The organism is Infirmifilum sp. NZ (genome assembly GCF_022693705.1).
In the GTDB taxonomy this organism is placed as follows: domain Archaea; phylum Thermoproteota; class Thermoprotei; order Thermofilales; family Thermofilaceae; genus Thermofilum.
In genome coordinates this window covers 991,159-1,012,056 of the sequence record NZ_CP094288.1, presented here as the reverse complement: position 1 = coordinate 1,012,056, position 20,898 = coordinate 991,159, and the positions used below count along the sequence as shown (strand labels likewise).

At 54.8% G+C, this 20,898-nt stretch carries 23 protein-coding genes and 1 tRNA gene; 9 read left to right on the top strand and 15 right to left on the bottom strand.

The window, feature by feature from the left end; all coding sequences use genetic code 11:
- Window positions 1-27 precede the first annotated feature (27 nt).
- Together MOV14_RS05535 and MOV14_RS05530 are read left to right on the top strand one after the other, a co-directional pair.
- Entirely contained in the window at window positions 28-327 is a 300-nt protein-coding gene (locus tag MOV14_RS05535) for a 50S ribosomal protein L14e (RefSeq protein WP_318536344.1), read from the top strand.
- A 16-nt stretch (window positions 328-343) separates the two neighbouring features.
- A complete protein-coding gene (locus tag MOV14_RS05530; RefSeq protein WP_318536343.1) occupies window positions 344-1,351 on the top strand; it encodes an RNA-guided pseudouridylation complex pseudouridine synthase subunit Cbf5 in 1,008 nt (335 codons plus the stop codon).
- A 101-nt stretch (window positions 1,352-1,452) separates the two neighbouring features.
- Here MOV14_RS05530 and MOV14_RS05525 read toward each other — a convergent pair whose 3' ends face one another.
- The 3 genes from MOV14_RS05525 to MOV14_RS05515 are packed head-to-tail and all read right to left on the bottom strand — an operon-like array spanning window position 1,453 to window position 4,521.
- A complete protein-coding gene (locus MOV14_RS05525; RefSeq protein WP_326403763.1) occupies window positions 1,453-1,929 on the bottom strand; it encodes a hypothetical protein in 477 nt (158 codons plus the stop codon).
- 32 nt (window positions 1,930-1,961) lie between these two features.
- Window positions 1,962-3,272, bottom strand: a complete 1,311-nt coding sequence (locus MOV14_RS05520; protein WP_318536342.1) for a signal recognition particle receptor subunit alpha — start codon at window positions 3,270-3,272, stop codon at window positions 1,962-1,964.
- A gap of 58 nt (window positions 3,273-3,330) precedes the next feature.
- Window positions 3,331-4,521 (bottom strand): FprA family A-type flavoprotein, encoded by a 1,191-nt coding sequence (locus MOV14_RS05515; RefSeq protein ID WP_318536341.1) that lies wholly within the window; start codon window positions 4,519-4,521, stop codon window positions 3,331-3,333.
- Between the two features lie 221 nt (window positions 4,522-4,742).
- Between MOV14_RS05515 and MOV14_RS05510 the strand changes: the two genes are divergently transcribed.
- Together MOV14_RS05510 and MOV14_RS05505 are read left to right on the top strand one after the other, a co-directional pair.
- Entirely contained in the window at window positions 4,743-5,006 is a 264-nt protein-coding gene (locus tag MOV14_RS05510) for a UPF0147 family protein (protein WP_318536340.1), read from the top strand.
- On the top strand, window positions 5,006-6,025 hold the full coding sequence (locus tag MOV14_RS05505) for a radical SAM protein (RefSeq protein WP_326403606.1): 1,020 nt from the start codon (window positions 5,006-5,008) through the stop codon (window positions 6,023-6,025). Before MOV14_RS05510 ends, MOV14_RS05505 begins: the two co-directional genes overlap by 1 nt.
- A 16-nt stretch (window positions 6,026-6,041) precedes the next feature.
- On the opposite strand, the gene MOV14_RS05500 is transcribed toward MOV14_RS05505, so the two are convergent.
- A tRNA-Phe gene (locus tag MOV14_RS05500) sits at window positions 6,042-6,133 on the bottom strand.
- Window positions 6,134-6,263: 130 nt separating this feature from the next.
- Here MOV14_RS05500 and MOV14_RS05495 point away from each other — a divergent pair.
- Together MOV14_RS05495 and MOV14_RS05490 are read left to right on the top strand one after the other, a co-directional pair.
- Window positions 6,264-8,186, top strand: a complete 1,923-nt coding sequence (locus tag MOV14_RS05495) for an arginine--tRNA ligase (protein WP_318536338.1) — start codon at window positions 6,264-6,266, stop codon at window positions 8,184-8,186.
- A 189-nt stretch (window positions 8,187-8,375) separates the two neighbouring features.
- Window positions 8,376-9,644, top strand: coding sequence for a translation initiation factor IF-2 subunit gamma (locus MOV14_RS05490; protein ID WP_318536337.1), 1,269 nt, complete (start codon window positions 8,376-8,378; stop codon window positions 9,642-9,644).
- Here MOV14_RS05490 and MOV14_RS05485 read toward each other — a convergent pair.
- From MOV14_RS05485 to MOV14_RS05475, 3 genes are read right to left on the bottom strand one after another with little or no spacing between them, the layout of a single operon-like run.
- Window positions 9,634-10,146, bottom strand: coding sequence for an HIT family protein (locus MOV14_RS05485; RefSeq protein ID WP_318536336.1), 513 nt, complete (start codon window positions 10,144-10,146; stop codon window positions 9,634-9,636). The two genes, MOV14_RS05490 and MOV14_RS05485, sit on opposite strands and share 11 nt — an antisense overlap.
- Complete coding sequence (locus MOV14_RS05480) at window positions 10,106-11,641, bottom strand: DUF402 domain-containing protein (protein ID WP_318536335.1); 1,536 nt, start codon at window positions 11,639-11,641, stop codon at window positions 10,106-10,108. Before MOV14_RS05480 ends, MOV14_RS05485 begins: the two co-directional genes overlap by 41 nt.
- Before the next feature lie 33 nt (window positions 11,642-11,674).
- Entirely contained in the window at window positions 11,675-12,013 is a 339-nt protein-coding gene (locus MOV14_RS05475; RefSeq protein WP_318536334.1) for a ribonuclease P protein component 4, read from the bottom strand.
- A 40-nt stretch (window positions 12,014-12,053) separates the two neighbouring features.
- Between MOV14_RS05475 and MOV14_RS05470 the strand changes: the two genes are divergently transcribed.
- Window positions 12,054-12,743, top strand: a complete 690-nt coding sequence (locus tag MOV14_RS05470) for a 16S rRNA methyltransferase (RefSeq protein ID WP_318536333.1) — start codon at window positions 12,054-12,056, stop codon at window positions 12,741-12,743.
- Complete coding sequence (locus MOV14_RS05465; protein WP_318536332.1) at window positions 12,740-13,798, top strand: hypothetical protein; 1,059 nt, start codon at window positions 12,740-12,742, stop codon at window positions 13,796-13,798. Before MOV14_RS05470 ends, MOV14_RS05465 begins: the two co-directional genes overlap by 4 nt.
- Here MOV14_RS05465 and MOV14_RS05460 read toward each other — a convergent pair.
- Genes MOV14_RS05460 through MOV14_RS05450 form a run of 3 tightly spaced genes read right to left on the bottom strand, consistent with a single transcriptional unit; the run spans window position 13,777 to window position 15,457 of the window.
- On the bottom strand, window positions 13,777-14,763 hold the full coding sequence (locus MOV14_RS05460; protein WP_318536331.1) for a THUMP domain-containing class I SAM-dependent methyltransferase: 987 nt from the start codon (window positions 14,761-14,763) through the stop codon (window positions 13,777-13,779). The two genes, MOV14_RS05465 and MOV14_RS05460, sit on opposite strands and share 22 nt — an antisense overlap.
- The gene (locus MOV14_RS05455) at window positions 14,760-15,101 is read right to left on the bottom strand and encodes a hypothetical protein (protein WP_318536330.1); all 342 of its coding nucleotides are present in this window, start codon (window positions 15,099-15,101) and stop codon (window positions 14,760-14,762) included. Before MOV14_RS05455 ends, MOV14_RS05460 begins: the two co-directional genes overlap by 4 nt.
- A gap of 41 nt (window positions 15,102-15,142) precedes the next feature.
- Window positions 15,143-15,457, bottom strand: a complete 315-nt coding sequence (locus MOV14_RS05450) for a hypothetical protein (protein ID WP_318536329.1) — start codon at window positions 15,455-15,457, stop codon at window positions 15,143-15,145.
- 250 nt (window positions 15,458-15,707) lie between these two features.
- Between MOV14_RS05450 and MOV14_RS05445 the strand changes: the two genes are divergently transcribed.
- Entirely contained in the window at window positions 15,708-17,564 is a 1,857-nt protein-coding gene (locus tag MOV14_RS05445) for an ArsR/SmtB family transcription factor (RefSeq protein WP_318536328.1), read from the top strand.
- 45 nt (window positions 17,565-17,609) lie between these two features.
- On the opposite strand, the gene MOV14_RS05440 is transcribed toward MOV14_RS05445, so the two are convergent.
- The 5 genes from MOV14_RS05440 to MOV14_RS05420 form a co-directional block, all read right to left on the bottom strand.
- Complete coding sequence (locus tag MOV14_RS05440; RefSeq protein WP_318536327.1) at window positions 17,610-18,212, bottom strand: hypothetical protein; 603 nt, start codon at window positions 18,210-18,212, stop codon at window positions 17,610-17,612.
- A complete protein-coding gene (locus tag MOV14_RS05435; RefSeq protein WP_318536326.1) occupies window positions 18,197-18,493 on the bottom strand; it encodes a 30S ribosomal protein S26e in 297 nt (98 codons plus the stop codon). Before MOV14_RS05435 ends, MOV14_RS05440 begins: the two co-directional genes overlap by 16 nt.
- A gap of 100 nt (window positions 18,494-18,593) precedes the next feature.
- On the bottom strand, window positions 18,594-19,286 hold the full coding sequence (locus MOV14_RS05430) for a DUF2192 domain-containing protein (RefSeq protein ID WP_318536325.1): 693 nt from the start codon (window positions 19,284-19,286) through the stop codon (window positions 18,594-18,596).
- Between the two features lie 22 nt (window positions 19,287-19,308).
- Entirely contained in the window at window positions 19,309-19,815 is a 507-nt protein-coding gene (locus MOV14_RS05425; RefSeq protein ID WP_318536324.1) for a 50S ribosomal protein L16, read from the bottom strand.
- Window positions 19,816-19,868: 53 nt separating this feature from the next.
- The gene (locus tag MOV14_RS05420; protein WP_326403604.1) at window positions 19,869-20,627 is read right to left on the bottom strand and encodes an RNA methyltransferase; all 759 of its coding nucleotides are present in this window, start codon (window positions 20,625-20,627) and stop codon (window positions 19,869-19,871) included.
- Window positions 20,628-20,898 lie beyond the last annotated feature (271 nt).

Below are 20,898 nucleotides of genomic sequence, written 5' to 3'. Positions count from 1 at the left end.
TACATGGAAGAAAAGCTGGGAGCTAGCATGCCTAAAGTATTCGACGTTGGGAGGATCTGCGTTAAAACCGCTGGGAGAGAAGCGGGCAGGAAGTGCGTAGTTGTCGACATTGTTGACGAGAACTTCGTGGTCGTCACGGGGCCCAAGTCCCTAACGGGAGTTAAGAGAAGGAGGGTCAACGTGAAGCACCTGGAACCCTTGCAGCATAAAATCGTTATAAACAAAGGAGCTACTGATGAGGAAGTGATAGCCGCACTCGAGAAGGCGGGCTTAAAGGACTTCATGAGAGAGATGATCAAGCCTGAAGTCGCGCCGGGCATAGTTTGATGTTACGTGGTGTTGTGTGGAAAAGTACCTCGGCTCGCCTAAACCGCGCGGGCTTCTTGTGAGGGGCGAGTCCCGCACAGACCCCAGCTACGGGTTCCAGTACGACCAGAGGCCCGTTGACGTCCTTCTGAAGTACTCTGTGATTAACCTGGACAAGCCTGTGGGACCTAGTAGCCATGAGGTAGTAGCGTGGATTCGTAAGATCCTAGGCATTGAGCGTGTGGCGCACGCAGGGACACTGGACCCGAAGGTCTCGGGGATTCTACCGATCACGTTGAACAACGCTATAAGGGTTCTACCGGTTCTCCTCCGAGAGGATAAGGAATACGTGTGTGTTATGCGCCTTCACGGGGACGTTGACCGCGAGAAGCTGGAGAGGACTGTAAAGATGTTCGTGGGGCCGATCTACCAGCGACCCCCGCTCAGATCCGCTGTGAAAAGGTCGCTTCGCATAAGGAGGATCTACGGCATCCGTCTCCTAGAAGTCGACGGTAGGAACGTCCTCCTGCAGGTCTGGTGCGAGGCTGGGACCTACATGCGGAAGCTCTGCCACGATATCGGCGAGGTTTTAGGCGTAGGGGCCCACATGCAGGAGCTCAGGCGCATAAGGTCCGGTAGCCTGACAGAGGAGAAGAACCTAGCCACGCTCCACGATGTCGTGGACTCATTTATTCTGTGGAAGGAGCACGGCATCGAGGAATATCTGAGGAGGGTCTTCATACCTGTTGAGGAAGCGGTGCAGCATCTCCCAAAGGTCTGGGTGCGTGACACCGCGGTTGACGCGCTCTGTCACGGAGCTCCGCTAACGGTTCCCGGGATCGTCAAACTCGAGGACGGTATACGCGTTGGCGATCACGTTGGGATCTTCACGCTTAAAGGTGAGCTGGTGGCTATAGGAACAGCGAGTATGACCAGTAGCCAGATGATGTCCAGCAGGAGCGGCGTCGCGGTAGAGGTGGATCATGTAGTTATGGAGCCAGGAACATACCCGAAGGCCTGGAAAAGCTCAAAGGCCTCCCAGTAGACCTCATCGAGAAGGCCACTTTTGGCCTCTGCTTTTCAAGGTGTAGTTTGCAGAACCCGCTCGCAGAGTAGCGCCAGCGTCCCCCTGGGAAAAACGCGATGCTATTGGCCGCAAAGCCTGTCCAGTTTAATATTGAGGATCGCGATCGTTACGTCGACCGGCTTTGGCAAGGCTGTGATGGTTATACTCGGAGCACCCACGGTTAAGGCTAGCTTGTGCGGGATGAGCACCGTGAGGGTCTCCGGACATCCGCGCAGCGCGGTTTCGAGCGGTGAGCCGTTACGCGCCACGACATAGTCCACGCGTTCTTCAAAGGTCGAGGTGCGCTCTAGAAAAACTCCGTCGTGTAACCGGGATTTCTTCACCCCACGCTCCACGGCGACCTCAATTTTTTTGATTAATCCCAGCAGTGAGCGCTCATCTACGTGCACGTGCCTTAACTTTTCCCCTAAAAACGTTACCAGATAGTCCCCATTGTCTAAGTGGATGGCGAGAGTGACGTTTCGACGTATACCGTGTGAAAGGTAAAACGCGGACGAGATAGTCCTGGCGAGTAGCGGCTTTTCATCGCGAAGGATCGAGCTGGGTGCCGAAACAACGATCCGTCTCTTCAGGCTGGGAACCCCGCTATGCGTCTTCGAGACCTGTAGAGTTGCCTCATCAGCTTCTTCATCTGATTATAAGACTCAAGTAGCCTTTTGACATCTCTGACCGTGGTTCCTGATCCGCGGGCGATCCTAAGCATGCGGGACCTGTCTATTATCTCGGGTCTGAGAAGCTCCTCCTCGGTCATTGAGTTCATGATGGCTATCCATTTACCCAGTTCCTCCTCACCGCCCTCGAGTGAGCCCTTGACCGGTAAAGGCGGTCCGCCGAACATCTCCAAGACCTTTGAAAGCGGCCCCAGTTTTCTGAGCTCGAGGAGCTGTTCGCGAAGGTCTAGTAGTGTGATCTTACCTGTTGCGATCAATTTAGCTCTCTCCCTTTCCCGCTCTTCAGCCGCTTTGAACCTTCTGAGGATACCCTCTAGGTCGGGCATTCCTAGTAGCCTGGCTACGAACTTGTGGGGGTCGAACGCCTCGAAATCATCTAGCTTCTCGCCGGTGCCGATAAAGGCCACGCGGGCGCCCGTTTGCGCCACAGCCGAAAGCGCGCCGCCGCCCTTGGCCGAGCCATCTAGCTTTGTTACAATGACGTGCCCCAGAGGTACTACCTCCTTGAAAGCTCTGGCCTGCTTGGCCACGTCCTTTCCTTGAGTCGCGTCGACAACCAAAATTACGTCGTCAGGCCTGAGCTTACTGTATATTTCGGAGACCTCTTGCATAAGAGCTTCCTCGTCCTTGTGGCGCCCCGCCGTGTCTATTACGAAAACCTGGATATTCTTCTCCGCGAGCAGCTTCACCCCCTCTTCTACTACGCGGACGGGGTCCTTGGACTGCGGGTCACCGTAGAACTCGACGCCTATCGCGTCAGCAAGCTGCCGGAGCTGATCGTAGGCACCGGGCCTGTACGTGTCAGCGGCAATTAAACCAACCTTATACCCACTTTCCTTCAGGTACTTGGCTAGCTTCGCTGCCGTCGTCGTCTTCCCGGAACCCTCGATACCGACCAGCATGATTCTGAACGGGACTCTCTCGACGGTGTAGGGGGTAGCGGCCTCGCCTCCCAGAAGCGACACGAGCTCGTCGTAGAGGATCTTTATTAGCACCTCGCGCTTGCTGAAGCCCGGAGGCACCTCCTGGGAGAAAAACTTCTTCTTGACCCGTTCAGATACTTCGAGCACGAGTTTAACATCCACGTCAGCCCTGAGGAGAACTCTCTGTAGCTCCCGGATTATAGCGTCGACCTCTTTAGTGTCCAGGAGAACAGAGTTCTTTATCTTCTCGAGCACGCCTAAAAGACCGCTACGCAACGACTCCATTACCTTTCTCCTCGAAAACAGCCAGATTAATTTTTAGGTATTACGCCCTTCGTTGTTTTTAGGTGAGTTTCGACAGCGAATCCCGGATTCTGCCGGCCACTTGGTCGGTGAGCCTGCCCTCCCACTCTACAAACTCCACCGTCGTGAAGCCGTAGGATCGGAGACGCTCCGCAATCTTCTTACCGGCAACGCCTCCCCACCCGTACGGTGAGAGCACAAGGAAGGGGAGATTCTTCCGGTAGGACAGCTTTTCGCCGATCAGATCCACCAGGAACCTCATCAGCGGCTGTGCATCGGACTCGTAGGTGGCGGCCCCGAGAACCACTAGCCTCGACTGAGCCATGCTCGCTAAGGCCTCGGCAATACTGTCTCGGGTCTCGTCGGAGAACCGGTATACCGCGACCTCCACGCCTCTCTCCCTGAGCGCTTGCTTTACGGCCTCGACGGCCGGCTCAGTGCCGCCGTACATGGTCACATAGGTGATCGTTACTCTATTCCCCAGTTGATCACCACTGAGCCTAGCGTACAGGCTTAGTACCCAGTTGATGTTACGCCGCCATATTGTCCCGTGGCCCGGAGCAATCACGCGAGGGCTAATCGATAGCTCCTCCATTTTTCTAAGCGCGCGGCCAACGAAGGGAGCATAGTGGCCAATCACTGTGACGAAGTACTTGGTTATCGCCTGCTCGAGTGCGGCGAGGTCAGCATCGTCGTCGAAGAGGGGTGGTAGAGAGTAGCTCCCGAACGCATCGCATGTCAGGAGAACGCCCTCCTCCTCCAAGAACGTCGCGGATGTTTCGGGCCAGTGTAGCCAGGGGATGTGAATGAACCTGGCTTTTGTTCCTAGATCGAGAGGGGAGTTGTCAGGTATTGGCCTAAACCTGCTCACGCCGTAGAAGCTGGAGAGCATTTTGCCTGCTAGGGGGTGTCCCATGAAGACCGCCTTCTCGTTAACTCTAAGTAGCGCTGGGATGCTTCCCGAGTGGTCAGGCTCGAGGTGGTGCACCACCACCTCCGTTATGTCGCGTGGGCTCACGATTTTTTCGATACTTTCAAGAAGCAGGGTGGAGTAGCTGGACTTCCACCCGTCGAAAAGAACCACGTGATCGCCCTTAAGGAGAAGGTAAGCGTTGTAGGATATACGCTCCGGGATCTCCCATAGAGCTTCGAAGTACCGGATCTTCTCATCGTCCACGCGGAGAACGTAGAGATCGCGCGTGACCTCAGCAACGTGGGTTCTTACGCTCATTGTGAGTATTTAGCAAGACGTTCGTAATATTTGTTGCCGAGGGGGTGAAGGCTGGGTCTATGTACCGTAAGGCGCTGGTAGCTCGAGCGGTCTAGCAGACTGCGAGGGCACGAGCGCTTCGTGGGGTTCAAGGAGGCAAAGGCGGCAGGGTATGCTACCCTAACCCGTGCTGGGGCAATAAGGTTATATCCTCAAGCGGGCTATGGGGGTTGGGTGGGGGTATGGCTCAGGAGATGCCTCCTCAGATAAGGAATGCCATTGAAATTCTCAAGCAGATTGCTGATGACAGGGGGGTTCCGAGAAACATCAGGAGAGTGGCCACAGAGTCTATAGAGATCCTTATGGATCCGAAAATGTCCACTGGGCTCAGAGCGGCAACGGTTATCTCGAAGCTGGATGAGATATCAACCGACCCTAACATGCCGCTGTTCGCGCGCACTAAAATCTGGCAGGTAACATCCCTGCTCGAGCAGGTTAAGGATTAATGAGGATTCGCCGGTTACGTAGCGGAAGCATCGTATACGGGGAGTTGCCGGCGGGTTGCAAGCTCTGCCAAGAGGGCTTAAAAACCGTTGTTTTTTTAACAGGTATGTGCCCGCTCCGTTGCTTTTACTGCCCCCTCAGCACTGAGCGGAAAAACAGGGACATTGTGTACGTTAATGAGGTTCAAACGGGGGAGGACATGCTTGAGAAAACCCTGAGGGCCGAGGTTCTCAGATCCGCCTCGAGAGGAGCAAGCCTCACGGGCGGGGAGCCGCTGTCGCGCCTCAAGAGAGCTGTGAGTGTGATAAATTACTTAAAAAGCGTTTTCGGTGCGGGCTTCCACGTGCACCTGTACACAAGCGGGGTCCTGCTCACGCGGGAGAACTTAAGGAGCCTTGTTGACGCGGGCCTCGACGAGCTGAGGATCCACGCCCCCCTTGAAGTGCTAGAGGAGAAGATCAAGCTGGCGAAGGAGTACGCCGATCAGCTTGATCTCGGGCTCGAATACCCCGCTCTCCCGGGTGGCGATGAAAGCCTCTTAAAGGTGGTGGATCTGGCAGAGAAGCACGAGCTGCAGTTTGTGAACTTAAACGAGCTTGAATTCACCGAAACCAACTACTCTTCTCTCCTGTTAAGAGGCTTCAGGATGTCGAAGGACTACAGGAGCGCCGAGGGCAGCAGTGCCACCGCTCTGAAAGTAATAGCCGCTGTGGAGGAGAAAGGCTACAGCGTAACGGTCCACTTCTGCCCCGTGGCGGTGAAGGACTACCAGCAGACGGGCCTCAGGTACTACCGAACAGCCACCATGATCGCGAGACCCTACCAACTCGTGACCGATGAGGGAACCACGCTTGAGGTCGAGTACCACGAGCTTAAACCCGGGTTTAGTGAGATTGCGAGCATGTACCCGAGGGGTGTTCTGCACTTCTTCCTAGGCGACCTCGTAAACAGGGGGAAAGTGATCGAGAGAAGCCCCCTTCTCAACGGCATGATTATAGAGGAAACGCCCCTCGGGAAATAGTAGCAGTTAAGAGCAGTGGTGCCGGGGCCGGGATTTGAACCCGGGACCTCTCGGTTTCTGCAGGCGGGAGACTTCAGCCGAGCGCTCTCCCAGCTGAGCTACCCCGGCTTGTCTACAAGGTTGTTGCAACCGGGGAATAAATGGGTTTCGCCGACGGTGTTCCACCTCTCCTTGAGTTCGTTAGGTGGACCAAAACCCTCGCAAACTTTTAAGTTACTGTGAGGATTCGGTGAGCTCGATGGCTATTATCTCACCGTTCGACTACCTCAAGGAGAAAGTCAGAGAGTACGTCGCAAGGTTGGGTGATGCGGCGGAAATACCAGTGAGTCTAAGCGCCGTGGAGGTTACTAGGCCGCTTAAGCGTTACGGCGATCTGTCTGTCCCACTTTTCAGACTGTACAAGGAGGTTGGCCTGCCAGCAGACCTTGTGCGCAGTAAGCTCGGAGAGGCCTTGAATAGAGTGGAGCACCCCCTGCTTGCCCCAAGGGGGATCGTCGGAGACTTCCTAAATCTGAACGTTAACGTCAAGGAGTACGCCCCAGTGGTTCTGGATCCCATCTTAGAGCTTGGTCCCCGGTACGGGGAGCTTCCGAGCGAGAAAACTGAGAGGATAATTGTCGAGTTTGTGAGCGCTAACCCGATTCATCCGCTTCACATTGGTCATCTGAGGAACGCTGTTCTGGGGGACTCATTGGTTAGGTTGCTGAGATCCCGCGGCCACGAGGTTCGGGCGCACTTCTACGTTGATGACGTGGGGCTTCAGGTGGCGTACGCCGTTTACGGCTTCCGGTATGTGAAGGATCTTAGGTACACGGAGAAACCGGACTACTTCGTTGGCGCGGTATACACCATGGTGAACCTGATGATCGAGGTGCGGAAACTTAGGGAAGAGGTTTCGCGGGAGGAAGACCCCAAGCGCGTGGCAGAGCTTAACAGCAAGATAGACGAGTACGTGGCAAGGCTCCAGGAATACAGCGAAAAGTACCCTGATGCTTTCAATAGACTCGCAGAAGCCATCAAATCGAGCACAGAGCCTGAGGGAGAGATAAGGGCTATTAACAGAGGCTATGAGGAAGGAGAACCTTGGGCTGTAAAGCTTACACGAGAGACGATCAACACCTGCTTGGAGGGCATCAGGCAGACGCTCAATAGGCTCGGCGTGGTGTTCGACAGCTGGGACTGGGAGAGCGAAATAACCGTATGGAGCGGCGCCACGGAGGAGGTTATCAGAAAACTGAGCGAGACGGGGCTCGTTGATAGGAAGGACGGAGCCTTGGTGTTCCGGGCAGACAAGCTGGCCGAGTCCACAGAGGTCCGCGATGCCGCCGCGATACCTCAGGGCTTTGTTGTCACGCCTCTAACTCTTAAAAGGTCGGATGGGACAACCCTCTACACGACAAGAGATATCGCCTACTCCATCTGGAAGCTATCGAGGGCTGACAGGGTCATAAACGTTATAGCGACCCAGCAGAGCCTAGCGCAGGCCCAGCTGAGGCTTGCACTTTACGCGCTGGGATACAGGGATATCGGGAGGAGGCTGATACACTACGCCTACGAGATGGTTGTACTGCCGGGGGTGAGGATGACCAGCAGAAGGGGTGTCTACGTGACTGCAGACGAGATCATAACAGAAGCCGTTAACAGAGCACGCGATGAGATACGTAAGAGAGGGCTAGGTAGCGAGAGAGACGCTGAGAAGATAGGTATAGGGGCTTTGAAGTTCTTCTTCCTAAGCCAAACGCCCAACCGCACGATCACCTTCAATTGGGAGCGTGTCCTGGACTTTGAACAGAACAGCGGGCCCTTTGTGCAGTACTCGTATGTGCGGGCATTAAGTATACTCAGGAAGGCAGAGGAGCAGGGGATGCCCAGCCCGAAGGGCGACCCGAGGCTTCTCGGAGAGGAGGAGAAAAGCGTGGTGCTGGCGCTTGGAGAGTTTCCATCTGTGGTGAGAGAGGCCGCCGACAGTCTGAGACCTGATCTGGTAACACTTTACCTCAACAACCTCGCTGCCGAGTTCAACAAGTACTACGACACAACTCCCGTGCTGAAGGCTCCGGAGGGGAAGCGCGAGGCAAGGCTGGTGCTCGTGAAATCGGTCGCCCAGGTTCTCTACAATGGAATGAGCCTCCTCGGCATCGAGCCACCAGAGCGTATGTGAAATCGGTCGCTCCCAGCTCCACGCTGGAGTCTTCCACAGTTACTGTGACTACAAGGTCCCGATCCCCCGCTCGAGCGCCCACCCGCGATTTCTCCTCCAGAGCCGCGGGAGGCAAGGGGAAGCATGGATCGAAAGATGCCAGAGAGAATGTAATATAAACTCGCGGCGACTGAAAGCATGGGTGTCGTCATGGATAAGGAGTTCGAGGAGGCTATCAAGAGGCAACCTCTCGTGAACATAGGCACCGCCGGTCACGTAGACCACGGTAAGACAACGCTCATCCAGGCCCTCACCGGCATCTGGGCGTCGCAGCACTCAGAGGAGCTGAAGAGAGGCATTACTTTGAAAATAGGGTACGCCGACACCGCAATATACCAGTGCCCTAAGTGCCCACCACCCCAGAAGTATTACACTTCGGCAAATCTACCTGAGGACATGAAGTGTAAATACTGTGGGACGCCGCTAGAGTACGTCAGAAAGGTTTCATTCGTAGACGTTCCAGGGCACGAGATGCTCATGTCTATAATGCTCGCAGGCTCCGCGATGATGGACGCGGCTCTTCTGGTAATAGACGCGACCAAGGAGTGTCCTCAACCACAAACCAGGGAGCACTTCACCGCACTTGACATTATAGGAGTACGGAGGCTAATCGTCGTCCAGAACAAGATAGACGTCGTCAGCAAGGAGAGAGCCCGGGAGAGTTACCAGGAGATAAAAAGATTCCTAGAGGGTACATGGGCTGAAGATGCCCCGATTATCCCGATCTCAGCGCTGCACAAAGTTAACATAGACGCGCTGGTGTGGGCTCTCGAAAAGTACGTACCGATCCCTAAGCGCGATCCCACACTCCCGCCGAGGATGCTTGTGGCTAGGTCGTTCGATGTGAATAAACCGGGTACGCCCGTGAAAGATCTTGTAGGCGGTGTCCTAGGCGGAACAATAGTCCAGGGAAAATTCAGGGTCGGAGATGAGGTTGAGATACGGCCAGGCCTGAAGGTGAAGAAGGGGAACCAGGAGATCTACCAGCCCCTCTACACGACCATAACCTCGCTGAAGTCCGGAAACGAGCCGCTTGAAGTCGCATACCCAGGCGGGCTCATAGCCATAGGGACCGAACTTGATCCAAGCATAACAAAGGCGGACAACCTCATCGGGAACGTTGTGGGCAAACCTGGAACACTTCCAGAGCCCCTTTACGACGTGGAGGTAGAGGTTCACCTGCTCGAGAGAGTCGTGGGCACGGACCAGCCCCTCAAAGTCGAACCCCTAAAAACAAACGAGGCTGTTATGTTGAACGTGGGGACTTCCCTATCGGTCGGCCTTGTGACCTCGGCGCGGTCCGACAGCGCCCACATAAAACTCAAAATCCCCATTGTAGCCGACAAGGGTGCACGCGTAGCGATATCAAGGCAGATAGCTGGGAGGTGGAGGCTCATAGGCTATGGTTTCATTCGCTAGCACAACTCTCCGCGCCTGCGAACACCTCGCGGAACTTAACTAGCCTCTGGTAAGTGTCGTTGAGCGCCTCCGGTATCACCTTCGTATCGGCTATTATTGGCATGAAGTTCGTATCTCCGTTCCACCGCGGGACTATGTGGATGTGCACGTGCGTCTCAAGGCCAGCTCCAGCAGTCCTGCCTAGGTTCACACCTATGTTAAACCCGTCAGGCGCCAGCGCCTTTTTGAGCATCTCTACAGACAGCTTCACCGCCTTCATTAAAACGCACAGCTCGCGGTCGTTGAGAAGGCTGAAGTCCGGCACGTGCTTCGTCGGGGCTACGAGTAGGTGCCCAGTGTTGTAGGGAAAACTGTTCATCAGAACGATCACATCCTTGTTCTTGTAAACCACTAGGCTCCCACCATCCTCGCGGGAAGCCTTGCAGATGAAGCACTCCCTATCGCGCTCAAGCTTCGCGTACTCAATGTACTTCATCCGCCACGGTGCCCACAGTACGTCCACCACCTGACACCTCTCTTAGCTTATCAAGCACCAGCCCAGCATATTTTTCTGTAACGCCTCCCCAGATCTCCCTCTGAACATCGAGGAGGAGAGCTGGAGACGAGAGAAGCCTTTCAGACCCCTCACTCAGAATCCTCGCTAGCCTTTCAGCGGCAACGCGGTACATTTCGAGACGCGCGTTTGGGAACCTGTCTAAGCGCCTCAGCTCCTCAAACACCTCCAGGTCTACGACCCCCCTGGCCCCACTCTCAGGCGTCCAGACAACGTCCACGTGCACGTCAAGGTACCAAAGAGAAGGGGGTGACAGCGTGGCGTCAAGAGGCGTATTCAGGTTCACGTAGATTCCTTTGAGCTTTTCCGACGCACTGAAGTACTGGTGCACAAGGAACCTCGAAAACGGGAACGTGAGTGTCACCACGAGATCTCCCGTTTCCTTCTTCACACCCAGCCCGTCGTAGAAACCTTCAGACTGTATCCTCCTCTCGAGCTGTAAGAAGCCGTCGCCACGCACCCGAACCGCTGCGTACCACGTGAAGCCCCGACTTGCGGGTTTCTCGTGGACGACCTTAACCTGCCCGCGAGAGATCAAGCTTAACAGACTCTCAAGGTACAGCACAAACGCGTCTTCCGATGATCCGCGAGCCTCCACCTCATCGATCGCTCTGCTCAGCGCCTCGTCCCCTAGGGATTTCACTATGTGGTGCCCCCTGGCTGTCCGAAGCACAGCGTTACGCAGGCTATCCGCCGCAAACGTGTCCTCAGGCTCGAAGTACACGAAAGCTATGGCCTCACCCTCCCTGACGAGCCTCGGCTCCTGAATCTCCTCGACGGCGGCCTTCAGCCTCCTCGCTTCCTCTACAAGCCTCTCCAGCTCCTCCGCAACAGCAAGCACGCCCGCGTCCTTAGCAGCGCTCCTGAACCTAACACCCCAGCCCTCAGGTGCCGTCCGGGAGGCGAGAGACAGTAGTTCCAGTGCGAGCTCAGGATCCCTTATGTGCTCGCTCAGCGAGTGGTGGGACCCTTCAATCACACGCACGTACCGACCTGAAACGGCGACCCCCTCCTCGAGGAGCGGGCTAGAGGGGCTCGGCTTAACGACGTGAGCTGTAACAAGGTCACCTGTCCTGTGGCCGCGCCTGCTCCTAAGGAACCCCCTCACCCCATAGGGGAGCTCGACCAAGTATCCGCCGCCTGCTTGCTCAATCACTCTCACCCGGTAGAGTGTGAAGGGACCATGCTCAATGACAACAGCGAGTGCACCTCGAAAGTACGCCTTGATAAGCGAGTAAACCTGCATCGCTAGACCATGCTCGCCGACAACAATGAGCCCCTTGTGGTGCTCCATATCCTTCACCGTGACCAATGTGCCGTTTCTCGAGAACCTGAGCCAAGGTATCCTGCTCTTTATCTGCTCTGTGACGTCGCTGAACGTATAGCCGGCGTTGTCCAGCAAGCCAGCGAGAGCGGTCGAGTAGATACCCCTCAGCCTTATCATTCCTCTAGAGTGAAGGCGCGGCTGGGATAAATGTTATGTTTTACTTCCGATATCGTATAAAATGCGCCAAGGCTTGTGAAGGCGCGGGTTTCTGCCGAGCGGGTACCTGCGAGTGTAGCCGCACTTAAGGCACGTGACAGCTATGTATTTCATCTTCCCCTTGCGCTTCACCCTAACGCGCATCGTGGTTCCCGGGACTAGGAAGGCGCCGCATTTCCTGCAGACTCTCGCCTTCAAAAACTCTGGGTACCTCAGCCTTGCCTTACGGGCAATAGCGAGCGCCAGCTCACCGTATCTGTCTGCGAGCTCCGGCTCCACAACATAGACCTTGCCCGCAAACTCAAGTAGCCGCGAGATGCGCTGGAGTGCCAAATCTTTTAACTCGCCGCGCCTCTTCATCGCGGTTTTTAGAATGAAGAGGATAAGTCTTATACTTGGCGACGCGGCGCTGGAGCTCGTGCCTCCCGAGATCAGAAATCACCCAGCAGTGCTCAACAACGCGAGGAGGAGGGGGAAGAGCCCTGCGGAGATCCTGCTCGACAAGTCAATCCACTACCACGCCATGAAGAAGCTCAAGAACCACGAGAAGCGAGGGCGTCCCGACATCGTGCACACGTGTCTCCTCAACGCGCACAGCAGCCGCCTGAACGAGGCGGGGTTGCTTGAAGTACTGATACACACAGTGAACGGAGAGGTTACAGAGATTAACCCCGCGACGAGGATCCCGCGCAACTACCTCCGTTTCACGGGCGTTATGGAGCAGCTGCTCGTGTACGGGAGGGTCCCGCCTAAAGGGGATATTGTACTTATGCGTAAGCTGGACACGGGCCTCAGCGATGCGCTTAGGGAGAGAGGTGTTAGCTACGTCGCGCTTTTGAGTGAGAAAGGGTCCCCCACCACTCCAAGGAAGCTATCCGAGCTACTGATGCAGTTCGAGAGGCCTGCCCTCATAGTGGGCGCTTTCCCGCACGGCGACTTCTCCGAGGATCTATACCGGGTAGCAAACGAGTCGTTCTCGTTGGGCGGTAAGGCTTACGACGCATGGTACATTGTAGCCCGCACGATCGCAAGCCTGGAAGATGCGCTGGGGCTGTGGGAATGAGGGTTATCGAGATAGACGAGAAGCGTAGCAGGCTTCGGCTTGTCGTAGAGACCACCGAGGATCTGTACTACCTGCTTCTTCTGATTAGGAGGGGTGACGTCGTGTACGCGTGGACTACACGCCAGCTTCGCATAGAGCGCGAAACAGGAGTCGAGAAGGGGGAACGCGTAAAGGTATACGTGGGGATCGAGGCTGAGAAGGTGAGCTACAGCAAGTTCACGAAGTCTATGAGGTTGACAGGAAGAGTCACGGATGCTCCTGAGGACGTCCACATGAAGGGTAGCTACCACACCCTGAGTTTAAGCGTCGGGGACGAGGTCCTCATAGTTAAAAAGAACGGAATAGGGGCTTTCGACAGAGACGTTCTAAGAAGGGCGTCATCACTCATAAAAAAAGTCCTGGTAATATCGGTAGGGGACGACGAGATAACCGTGGGCATCTTGTCCCCGGTAGGCGTCGAGGTACGAAGCAACATACCTTACTACTCCAGGCGCGGCGACAGAGAAACGAGCATTAGGGAATCCGTGCTCCCCGCGCTGACAAGGCAGATGGAGCTTTTGAAGAGCCACTATCGAGTAGAGGAGTACGACGAGGTAGTGGTTCTAACCACCGAGAGGTTGCTGAGCTCCGTAGAAGAGGCTCTTGAGGAGGCAGGCATCAAGGCTAGAGTGATCAAAGTGAGCGAGGGGGGTGAGGCTGGCGTGTACGAGCTACTGAGAAGACAGGACTTGAGGCCGTTGTTCACCGAGATCCGTTCCGTCGTAGAGGCCGAGGAGGCGGAAAAGCTGATAGATGAATTATTCAAGGGCTCCGGAAGGGTCATCGTGGGGCTGGAGGCAGTGGAAAAGGTGAGCGAATGGGGTGTCGTCGAAGAAGTGGTAATCGTGGATGAGCTCTTCTTCGACGACACCTCAAGGGAAAGGGTTTTCGGGCTTCTAGACAAGCTATCATCGGCCAGGTTCATCCTAGTGGACTCCGAGAGCGAGGTGGGCAGGATGCTGAAAAAGCTTGGGGGAGTGATGGCCCGGCTGTACTATGCTTTAGAAAAAACGTAGATCCACGAGGTCAGACCACCCTCGTTTATCTCGATGCACTTCTCAGCATTCAACCTGCTAAATCTTTGAATAAGCTCTCTGTGAGGTGTGAGAACCACCAATCGACCCCCCTCCGCGAGCACCTTCTCGGCTAAGCTGAAGAGAGCCGCGTATACTCTCTCTAGCCCGCCTACAGGCCTCTCGCGGAGCCCGAACGGCGGATTTGTGACTATCGCATTCACTGCCACGTTTTCCCGTAGAGCGGGGCTCGCTACGTCTTGGGCGTAGAGGTGAGGGGTAAGTCCTACGGCCAGCGCGTTCTCCCTGGCACCGAGAAGCGACGCAACGCTGATGTCAGCACAGATGGCCTCCCTGTGGGTGTTAAGGCTGAGGCACTCCAGCACTATGGTTCCGCTCCCGCAGAACGGGTCAACCAGCATACCTGTAGACCCGGCGAGGCGGCACATGGCGTAGGCTATTATCGGGTTCAAAGCAGACCTATGGATCCACCTGCGGTAAGGCCGATCCCTCAAGCTCGAGAAGGGCGTTAGATCTACACCGACCCTGTAGGTCCCCATCTCGTACTCGGCATAGAAAACGATGTCTGGTACGTCGAGCTGAACTTGTAGTCCCAGCTTTTCCGAGAGCAACGTGCCCAAATCGCGCGCAAGGTCTAGCGAGGTAAAAGGTGCTTCTTTCGTCACGCGCTCGGCACGAACAGCGAAGGTCTTCAGACCCTTTGATAGCTCCTTCATTGCGTCCAGAGAAGCCTCGGCCGTTGCCCTAAGGGTGTCGCCCTCCCCGAGAATGAGCCTCACATTCTCGATCGAGCGCATCGACAGTATCCTGGCGAGAGGCTCCTCAATTTCCGCGAAGACTCTACCAGACAGAGGGGTATAAGCCGTCTCAACCTGTCCGAGTAGTTCTGCTAGCTCCTCCCGCACTATGAACTCGAGACCGGGCACCGTGGTGAGGAGTAGTTTCATGACGAACCCTTACTCAACGCGACGAGTGCTTTAAAGAAGTGCTTCCTGGCGAGCTCCTTTGCACGGGTGGAATCGCTGACGCCGAACGTGTTCCAGTACGAGAGGTAGAACACGCCCGCGAGGATCCTGTAGACCATGTTGTCGAGCGTGGATTTCTCAACGATTAGCGTGTTCGAGGCTGGATCCACATCGAGACCCTCCATAAAGCCCAGTTTCGGCTTGTAAAGGCGGTCTACGACGACTACCAGAGTGTTGGGTGGGGACAGACCCTCCTGCGATGCTATAGACTCCGCCAACTCTACGATCCGCGAAGCGAGCGATTTCTGCTCGCGGGACATCGTTTCTTCAACGATAGTAGGGGAGGGCGGCCATAATAGCGTTATGCGAGCGCTCTCGGCGCTAACTTTTCAACGACTTCGTCTAGATCTTCAAGACCTCTGATGGTCACTTTCTCGTAGTTCTTTGCGAGGATCCAAAGCGGGCTCTCACGGGTAACGGAGAATTTCACACCGTGTTTCGTTCGCCCAACCTCCTGTATGTAGCCTCTCTCTTTCAGCCTCTCGAGAACGTCCTTTATCAAAGTGAGCACTACCGGATGCGACTCTATCCCGGCTAGTACCGCTATCTTCTTCGAGTTGAAGGTGATCATACCTCCTTTTGTGCGCCTGATCATGTCGATGACTGTTAGAATCACTCTTCGACTGAATTCCTCATAGTCTCGGTAAATAGTTGGTGCGACCACGCTGAAAAGGAGGCATGATCCTATTTTTTCACCGTACATTTAAAAAAGGGACTAATTCGAAAGTATTCCTTTTAGAGTACGGTATCCTTACTTGGGAAGAGCGAAAGGCTGAGTTCCTGTTTTTGCTCCAATCAGAGTAAAGTGAGTTCACGAAACTCTGGGGCAATGTAATTTAGCAGGTTTAACTGGTTAACGGTTAGGTATGGGTAGACGAGGGAGAAAATCCGAGGATGTTAGCAGGATCTTAGACGCGCTCGCGAGCCCAGTGAGGGTGGAGATTTTAAAGCTGCTGGAAAGGTCTCCCATGCGGTACAACGACATAGCTAGGAGTGTGGGGGCGACGCCGGCCGGGCTAGCTTACCATATGAAGAAGCTTGAGCAGGGAAAGCTTATCGAGCACAATGGTGATGTCTACGAGATTACTCCACTGGGGAAAAGCGCGCTTTCGATTATCGGGAACATCGAGATAGCAGCTGCTAGTGATGTGAGTGTTTTAGTGAGGCAAGGGTACGCTCTCCCCCTTCGGCACTACGTTGAGTCTTTTCTGAGCTCGCGAGGCGTGGTGGCGTCAGGTAGCTGTAGCCAACAGAGGATTCTAAGAACGTTGATCGAGGAGCTGGAGGCCGCTGGCTACGCCTCGGGTTTTATACCTCAGTCAGTGGTGGATGCCTCACTCTACTGGATACTTGCCAGGAACCGGTGCATGGGTGAAGCAGCGCGCCCCTTGAGCCCCACCGGGAGGGAGGGCGGCGCATATTCCCAGAGCTTAGACGTTCTGACGGAGTCAGGCCTCCTAGAAATTGTCGCGTCGAACCTTCTCCTTCTGAACGTGAATTGGGCCAGTGGGGTTGCGTCACTTTATCTACCTTCTCCGAGCCTGTCCACGCTGAAGCTCGTGCTTAAAAGAAGGGAGTTTTTCCCGGAGGTTGTCGTGGATTTCGCGTCGAGCGTAAGCAGCGATGCGGAGAAGGTCATAGACATCTTGCTGGTGTCCGATGCCGTGTTGCCGGTAACTTACCTTGTGGATGCATCGGGTGACGAGAAGCTTCTGCACATATTGCTTGAGAGAATAGCAGGTGACCTCCCGTTTGCGAACTCTCTTCTTGTCGTCTACAATTGGGAGAGAATCGGCGACGACGCGCTCCAGATGATAGCGAAGCTTGTGAACAACGGGGCTCCAGTTGTCTTTACCAGTGGTAGCGTCTTCCCGTCTCAGCTTCTGTATGCATTAATGCGTAGCGAGAGTCCGATCCTTCACTTGGGAACGGCAACCTTCCCTATGCCCTTCGTGCTAAGTAAGGCCTACAAGAGCACGGACTTCCTCATGGAAACCGAGCGGCAGCTAGAGAAGATTGTCCAGCACTTGAGGAGGCAGAGCGCCGGCGCTGCAAGGGTGCTAGAGTCAGGAGGTCATCAGCATGTGGAGCACTTGTTTCACGTATCGCTTGCGGGGTTTGAAGGAGGGCTTCTTCGGCAAGTGCCGGTACCGAGGGAGTTGCTCTCAGAGCCTGAGAGGTACAAACGGATCATAACGGAGCGGATAATGAGAGAGTACTACTCGGTCTCAGAGCACAAGATGTTAGCTGATACGAGCGTGGTAAGCACGCTCTACACTCCCAGTAGCTTTTTAACGATGCTGGTAGCACTCTACCTAAACCCCTTGCACCTCCACGTAAACCCTCTTGGTCCACTATCTTTGAACAGAGACTTACGCACAAAGCAAGAGCTCCTGGAGCTTGAAGCCGGCATACAGGGCCTTCTGGGAAGCAAGGCCAGCATCCTGGAGATCCGCGTCAGCAAGATTGCAACGATGCAACTTAAGGAGCTTTTAACAGCTCTACACAGTAAAGGCATACGTCAGTTTACAATCACAATTTTAGGGCTGCACATCTGCAACGTCTGCGGTAACGTGCTGCAGGTGAAAGTCTCGAGATGCCCGAAGTGTTACTCACCGAACATCTCAGGGCTTGCGAGACCAGGATTAAGGTACCTGCGTAGAGACGAGTTAGATGCCTGGACGCTGGAAGAGCTGGATCAGCGCCTGATTTTCTCATCTTAACCGCGCTTGTGGGCTTCGGGGGAATATAGAAATCAGCGTTTTTAATCAGGGATTCGAGGATTTAGTGCAACCGTCAAGAACGTCGTTCACGTAGGCAATGCAGTGGCTTGCAAGGTAGGGTGTTTTTCCCAGACTTATCTTAACGTCAACCAACTTCTCAGAGGATCGGAGGAAGTGGTCAGGAAAGCCTAAATGATCGCCGACAACAAAAGCTGTTTTCCTTCCACAAAGGTCAGGAATGCGTGAGATGTCTTCACCGTTCTCGATGAGAAGAGCCAGCTTGAAGCCCATCTCCTTAACTTTCACTAGGAGTTTCGCCGCATCGAGGCGGCATGTCTCAGCGGTACTCGAAAAGCCTTTGAGGGCGCTGAGTATCTCGGATCCCAGTGCTTTCTCGCTAAGCTCCACATTAGCCGGGCGGAGGAAGAGTGTCACAGGAGGGTTGGGTGGGCCGTTTAAAACTGCTATGAAGGCGGCGTCTCGTCGAGGTACCCCGAGGTCCCAGAGTGCGTATATGGCGCACCTCGCAACGACGTCCATTCTGCCGCCCTCCGTTGTTAATGTTTCCTCGGTAAAAGTAGGCGCAGTTGCAGCTGTGTTTGAGTAGAGAATAAATACGCGGTTGTATTCGCTTAGAAGAAGTTCCATTTGATGTTTTCCTTCTTGCGTTCCTCCTCTGGTCTGATCTTGATTATTCCCCGGTGTATGGCGCACCGAAGGCAAAGGTACTTCGTCACCGTGTACTGCGGGATTACAGCACCTTTGTCCCTCAGTTCCTTCAGTAATTGCGGGTCAACGGCCACGACGGGCTTCGTTATCTTAACGGCCTTCGACCTGGGTATCAGCGCACCGCATTCGTCGCACTGCACGAGATCCTCTTTACCTTTACCGCCTTTATGGCGTCCGCGAGACTTCCTCTTCTTAGGCATACATCCAGCCCTTCCAGCTAAAATACTGGACTAATATAAATCATTCTCTTCTCCAGGCGCAGCCGGAATTTGATTATCGAGACGCCGATTGCAAGATTTTCTAGTCGCTGAGGCTTAGCGCAGAGTTTACCTTGTGCTCAGGTATCCTTAAAGCCTCAACGGCGATTTCCCTTATGAACCGGTCGGGCGGAGCTGCTCTCTCAGCATTTAGGCGAACACACATAGCGTGCTTAAGGGTTTCTTTCTCGATTCGGTTCCTCACCTTGCCAGCAGCTATCTCCTCGGCCAGCCTGTATGCTATGTAAAATCGCTTAAACCCCTGTATGTTCTTATCCAGCTCGGGGAACTCCTTCTCGAAGCTTGTGAGAACGGCTATGAACCTCTCTTCGGGCATGAAGCCTAGAATCACCGCGGTCATTGCAAGGCGGAGTACGCGGAAGACCATGTTCTCGTCAAGCGTTCCGAACACTTCGAGCATGCTCTTCCTCGGGCTGTCACCCTGTAAAACTCTCTCAATGACTTTATCGCTTTTAAGCTCGATGCTGAAAAGGTGCGAGTATCTCTCAAGCTCTTCATCGAGGCCTAAACCGTACTTGCCGACAAGGTATATCGTCGCCAGCTCCTTGTCGTATATGTCGATCTTCGTCTTTCCACGGATCGGCTCGAGCCTGTTCTCCTCGTATACTTCGCGAACAAAACGGACGATCTCGCTCCTGCTTGAGAAAGAGCCCTCGAGAATTTCGCCCCAGATGTTAATGGCTACTTCAATTCGCTTTTTGTGGAGCTCTTGCAACCCTGTTCACCGACGATCCCCACTAGCCAGCCGTTTCAACCACGATACGTGTTGGTAGGGGTATCTTTGAGGCTGCTCTCCTCAGGGCTTCCTTGGCGTGTTCCAGGTTCTTGGAGTCCACCTTGACTATTATTATGGGCTGATTGGTTTCAACCCTAGCAGCCCTACCCACAGGTGTGCCGAAGGACAGCCTCATGCCGTCCTGAAGCCTGTCAGCGCCTGCCATTGCCATCATCTTGTTCTCACGCAGGATGTGGTGCGGGTAAACAGCTATCCTCATGAAGTAGTTCGTGTCTCCGACTTTCGATGAGAGGTACTTGTTGGCGTGCTGTCTAGCGGCCTCGAGCGCGTTGGCTCTGATCTGGCCGGGCTTGAGGACTACAAGTTTGAGGGTGGTGTTAAAGTTCCCCTGAGCGTTGCCTAGGTCAAACTTCGGTATAAGTACTGGGGGATTGCTCTTAATGTACTCGAGCCTTGTGTAAGGTGGCGTGCCAAAGTGCCTGTAACACCTGCCAGGTCTCAGCGGCATGCTATATCACCTACGCCCCTAAACGCATTTAGAAAGTGGTGATATAAGCTTTCCTATGCTTCCTGAGCGTGTGCCCGTTCTCCGCAATTTTTAATTTTCCTTAAGCTATCACCGAAGAAGCCGAGCATCACCCTCAGCTCGAGGGCGGAGAACATTGTTTCGGCAACGAGGCGCCTTACTATGAGCTTCGCTTTTTCGCGTCTGGCGTCGTTGTAGCCCAGCTCTAGCCCTAAGAGGTCGATGTACTCGAGAAGCTTCTCGACCTCCTCTCTCCTTGGACGCTCGACCCTCGGCTTGGGGACTCGCACCAGAGCATTGAATATCTCGTAGAAGACGATCACCGCCGCGTGAGAAGCGTTCAAGGAGGGGTAGTCCGGGTTAGCCTCTATGGTGACCACCAGGTCGCAGAGTGAAAGTTCCTCGTTCGTCAACCCCCAGTCTTCGCGGCCGATAACTATGGCGCGGCGGCCAGTACTCCCAGCGATTATCTCGGCGGCCTCACGGGGCGATAAGTATCTCCTGAGGACGCCGCTTCCCTTCACACCTGTGGTGCATGCCACGAGGTCAAACTCCTTAATGGCTTCCTCGAAGCTGTCGACGACCCTAGCTTTCTCAATAACGTCTGCTCCGTGCATCGCGTACCTTATGCTCTCAACCCCCAATGAGCACCTTGGCTTCACGAGAAGGAGCTCCGAGAGGCAGAAGTTCTTCATACAGCGGGCTATATAGCCGATATTCTGCTCATAAAGCGGCTGCACGAATATGACGCCTATGTCCTTTAACCTCTCACAAGGACTGTTAGCTGAGTACACACGTGCTATTCTCGTAACAGTAGTGCTTTAAAGGTTTTCCAGGCCACCGGCCGCGCCTGGCTCATCTACCCCTTCACTGATCCAGGGCCCTAGCGGAATATTCATGGGCTCCGCGCCTTCGGCCCGCCCTGCCAGGTAGAGGTAGCGCATGTCGCTGACAACAGCCTCCCTGACGAGACCGGCTGAGCGAAGCCTCTTCAGCGCCGAGGCGAGGCTCGACGTCCGGGATGGTTTAATCTTAGCGGTGATCGCGCTCGCGCTGTGTCTCTTG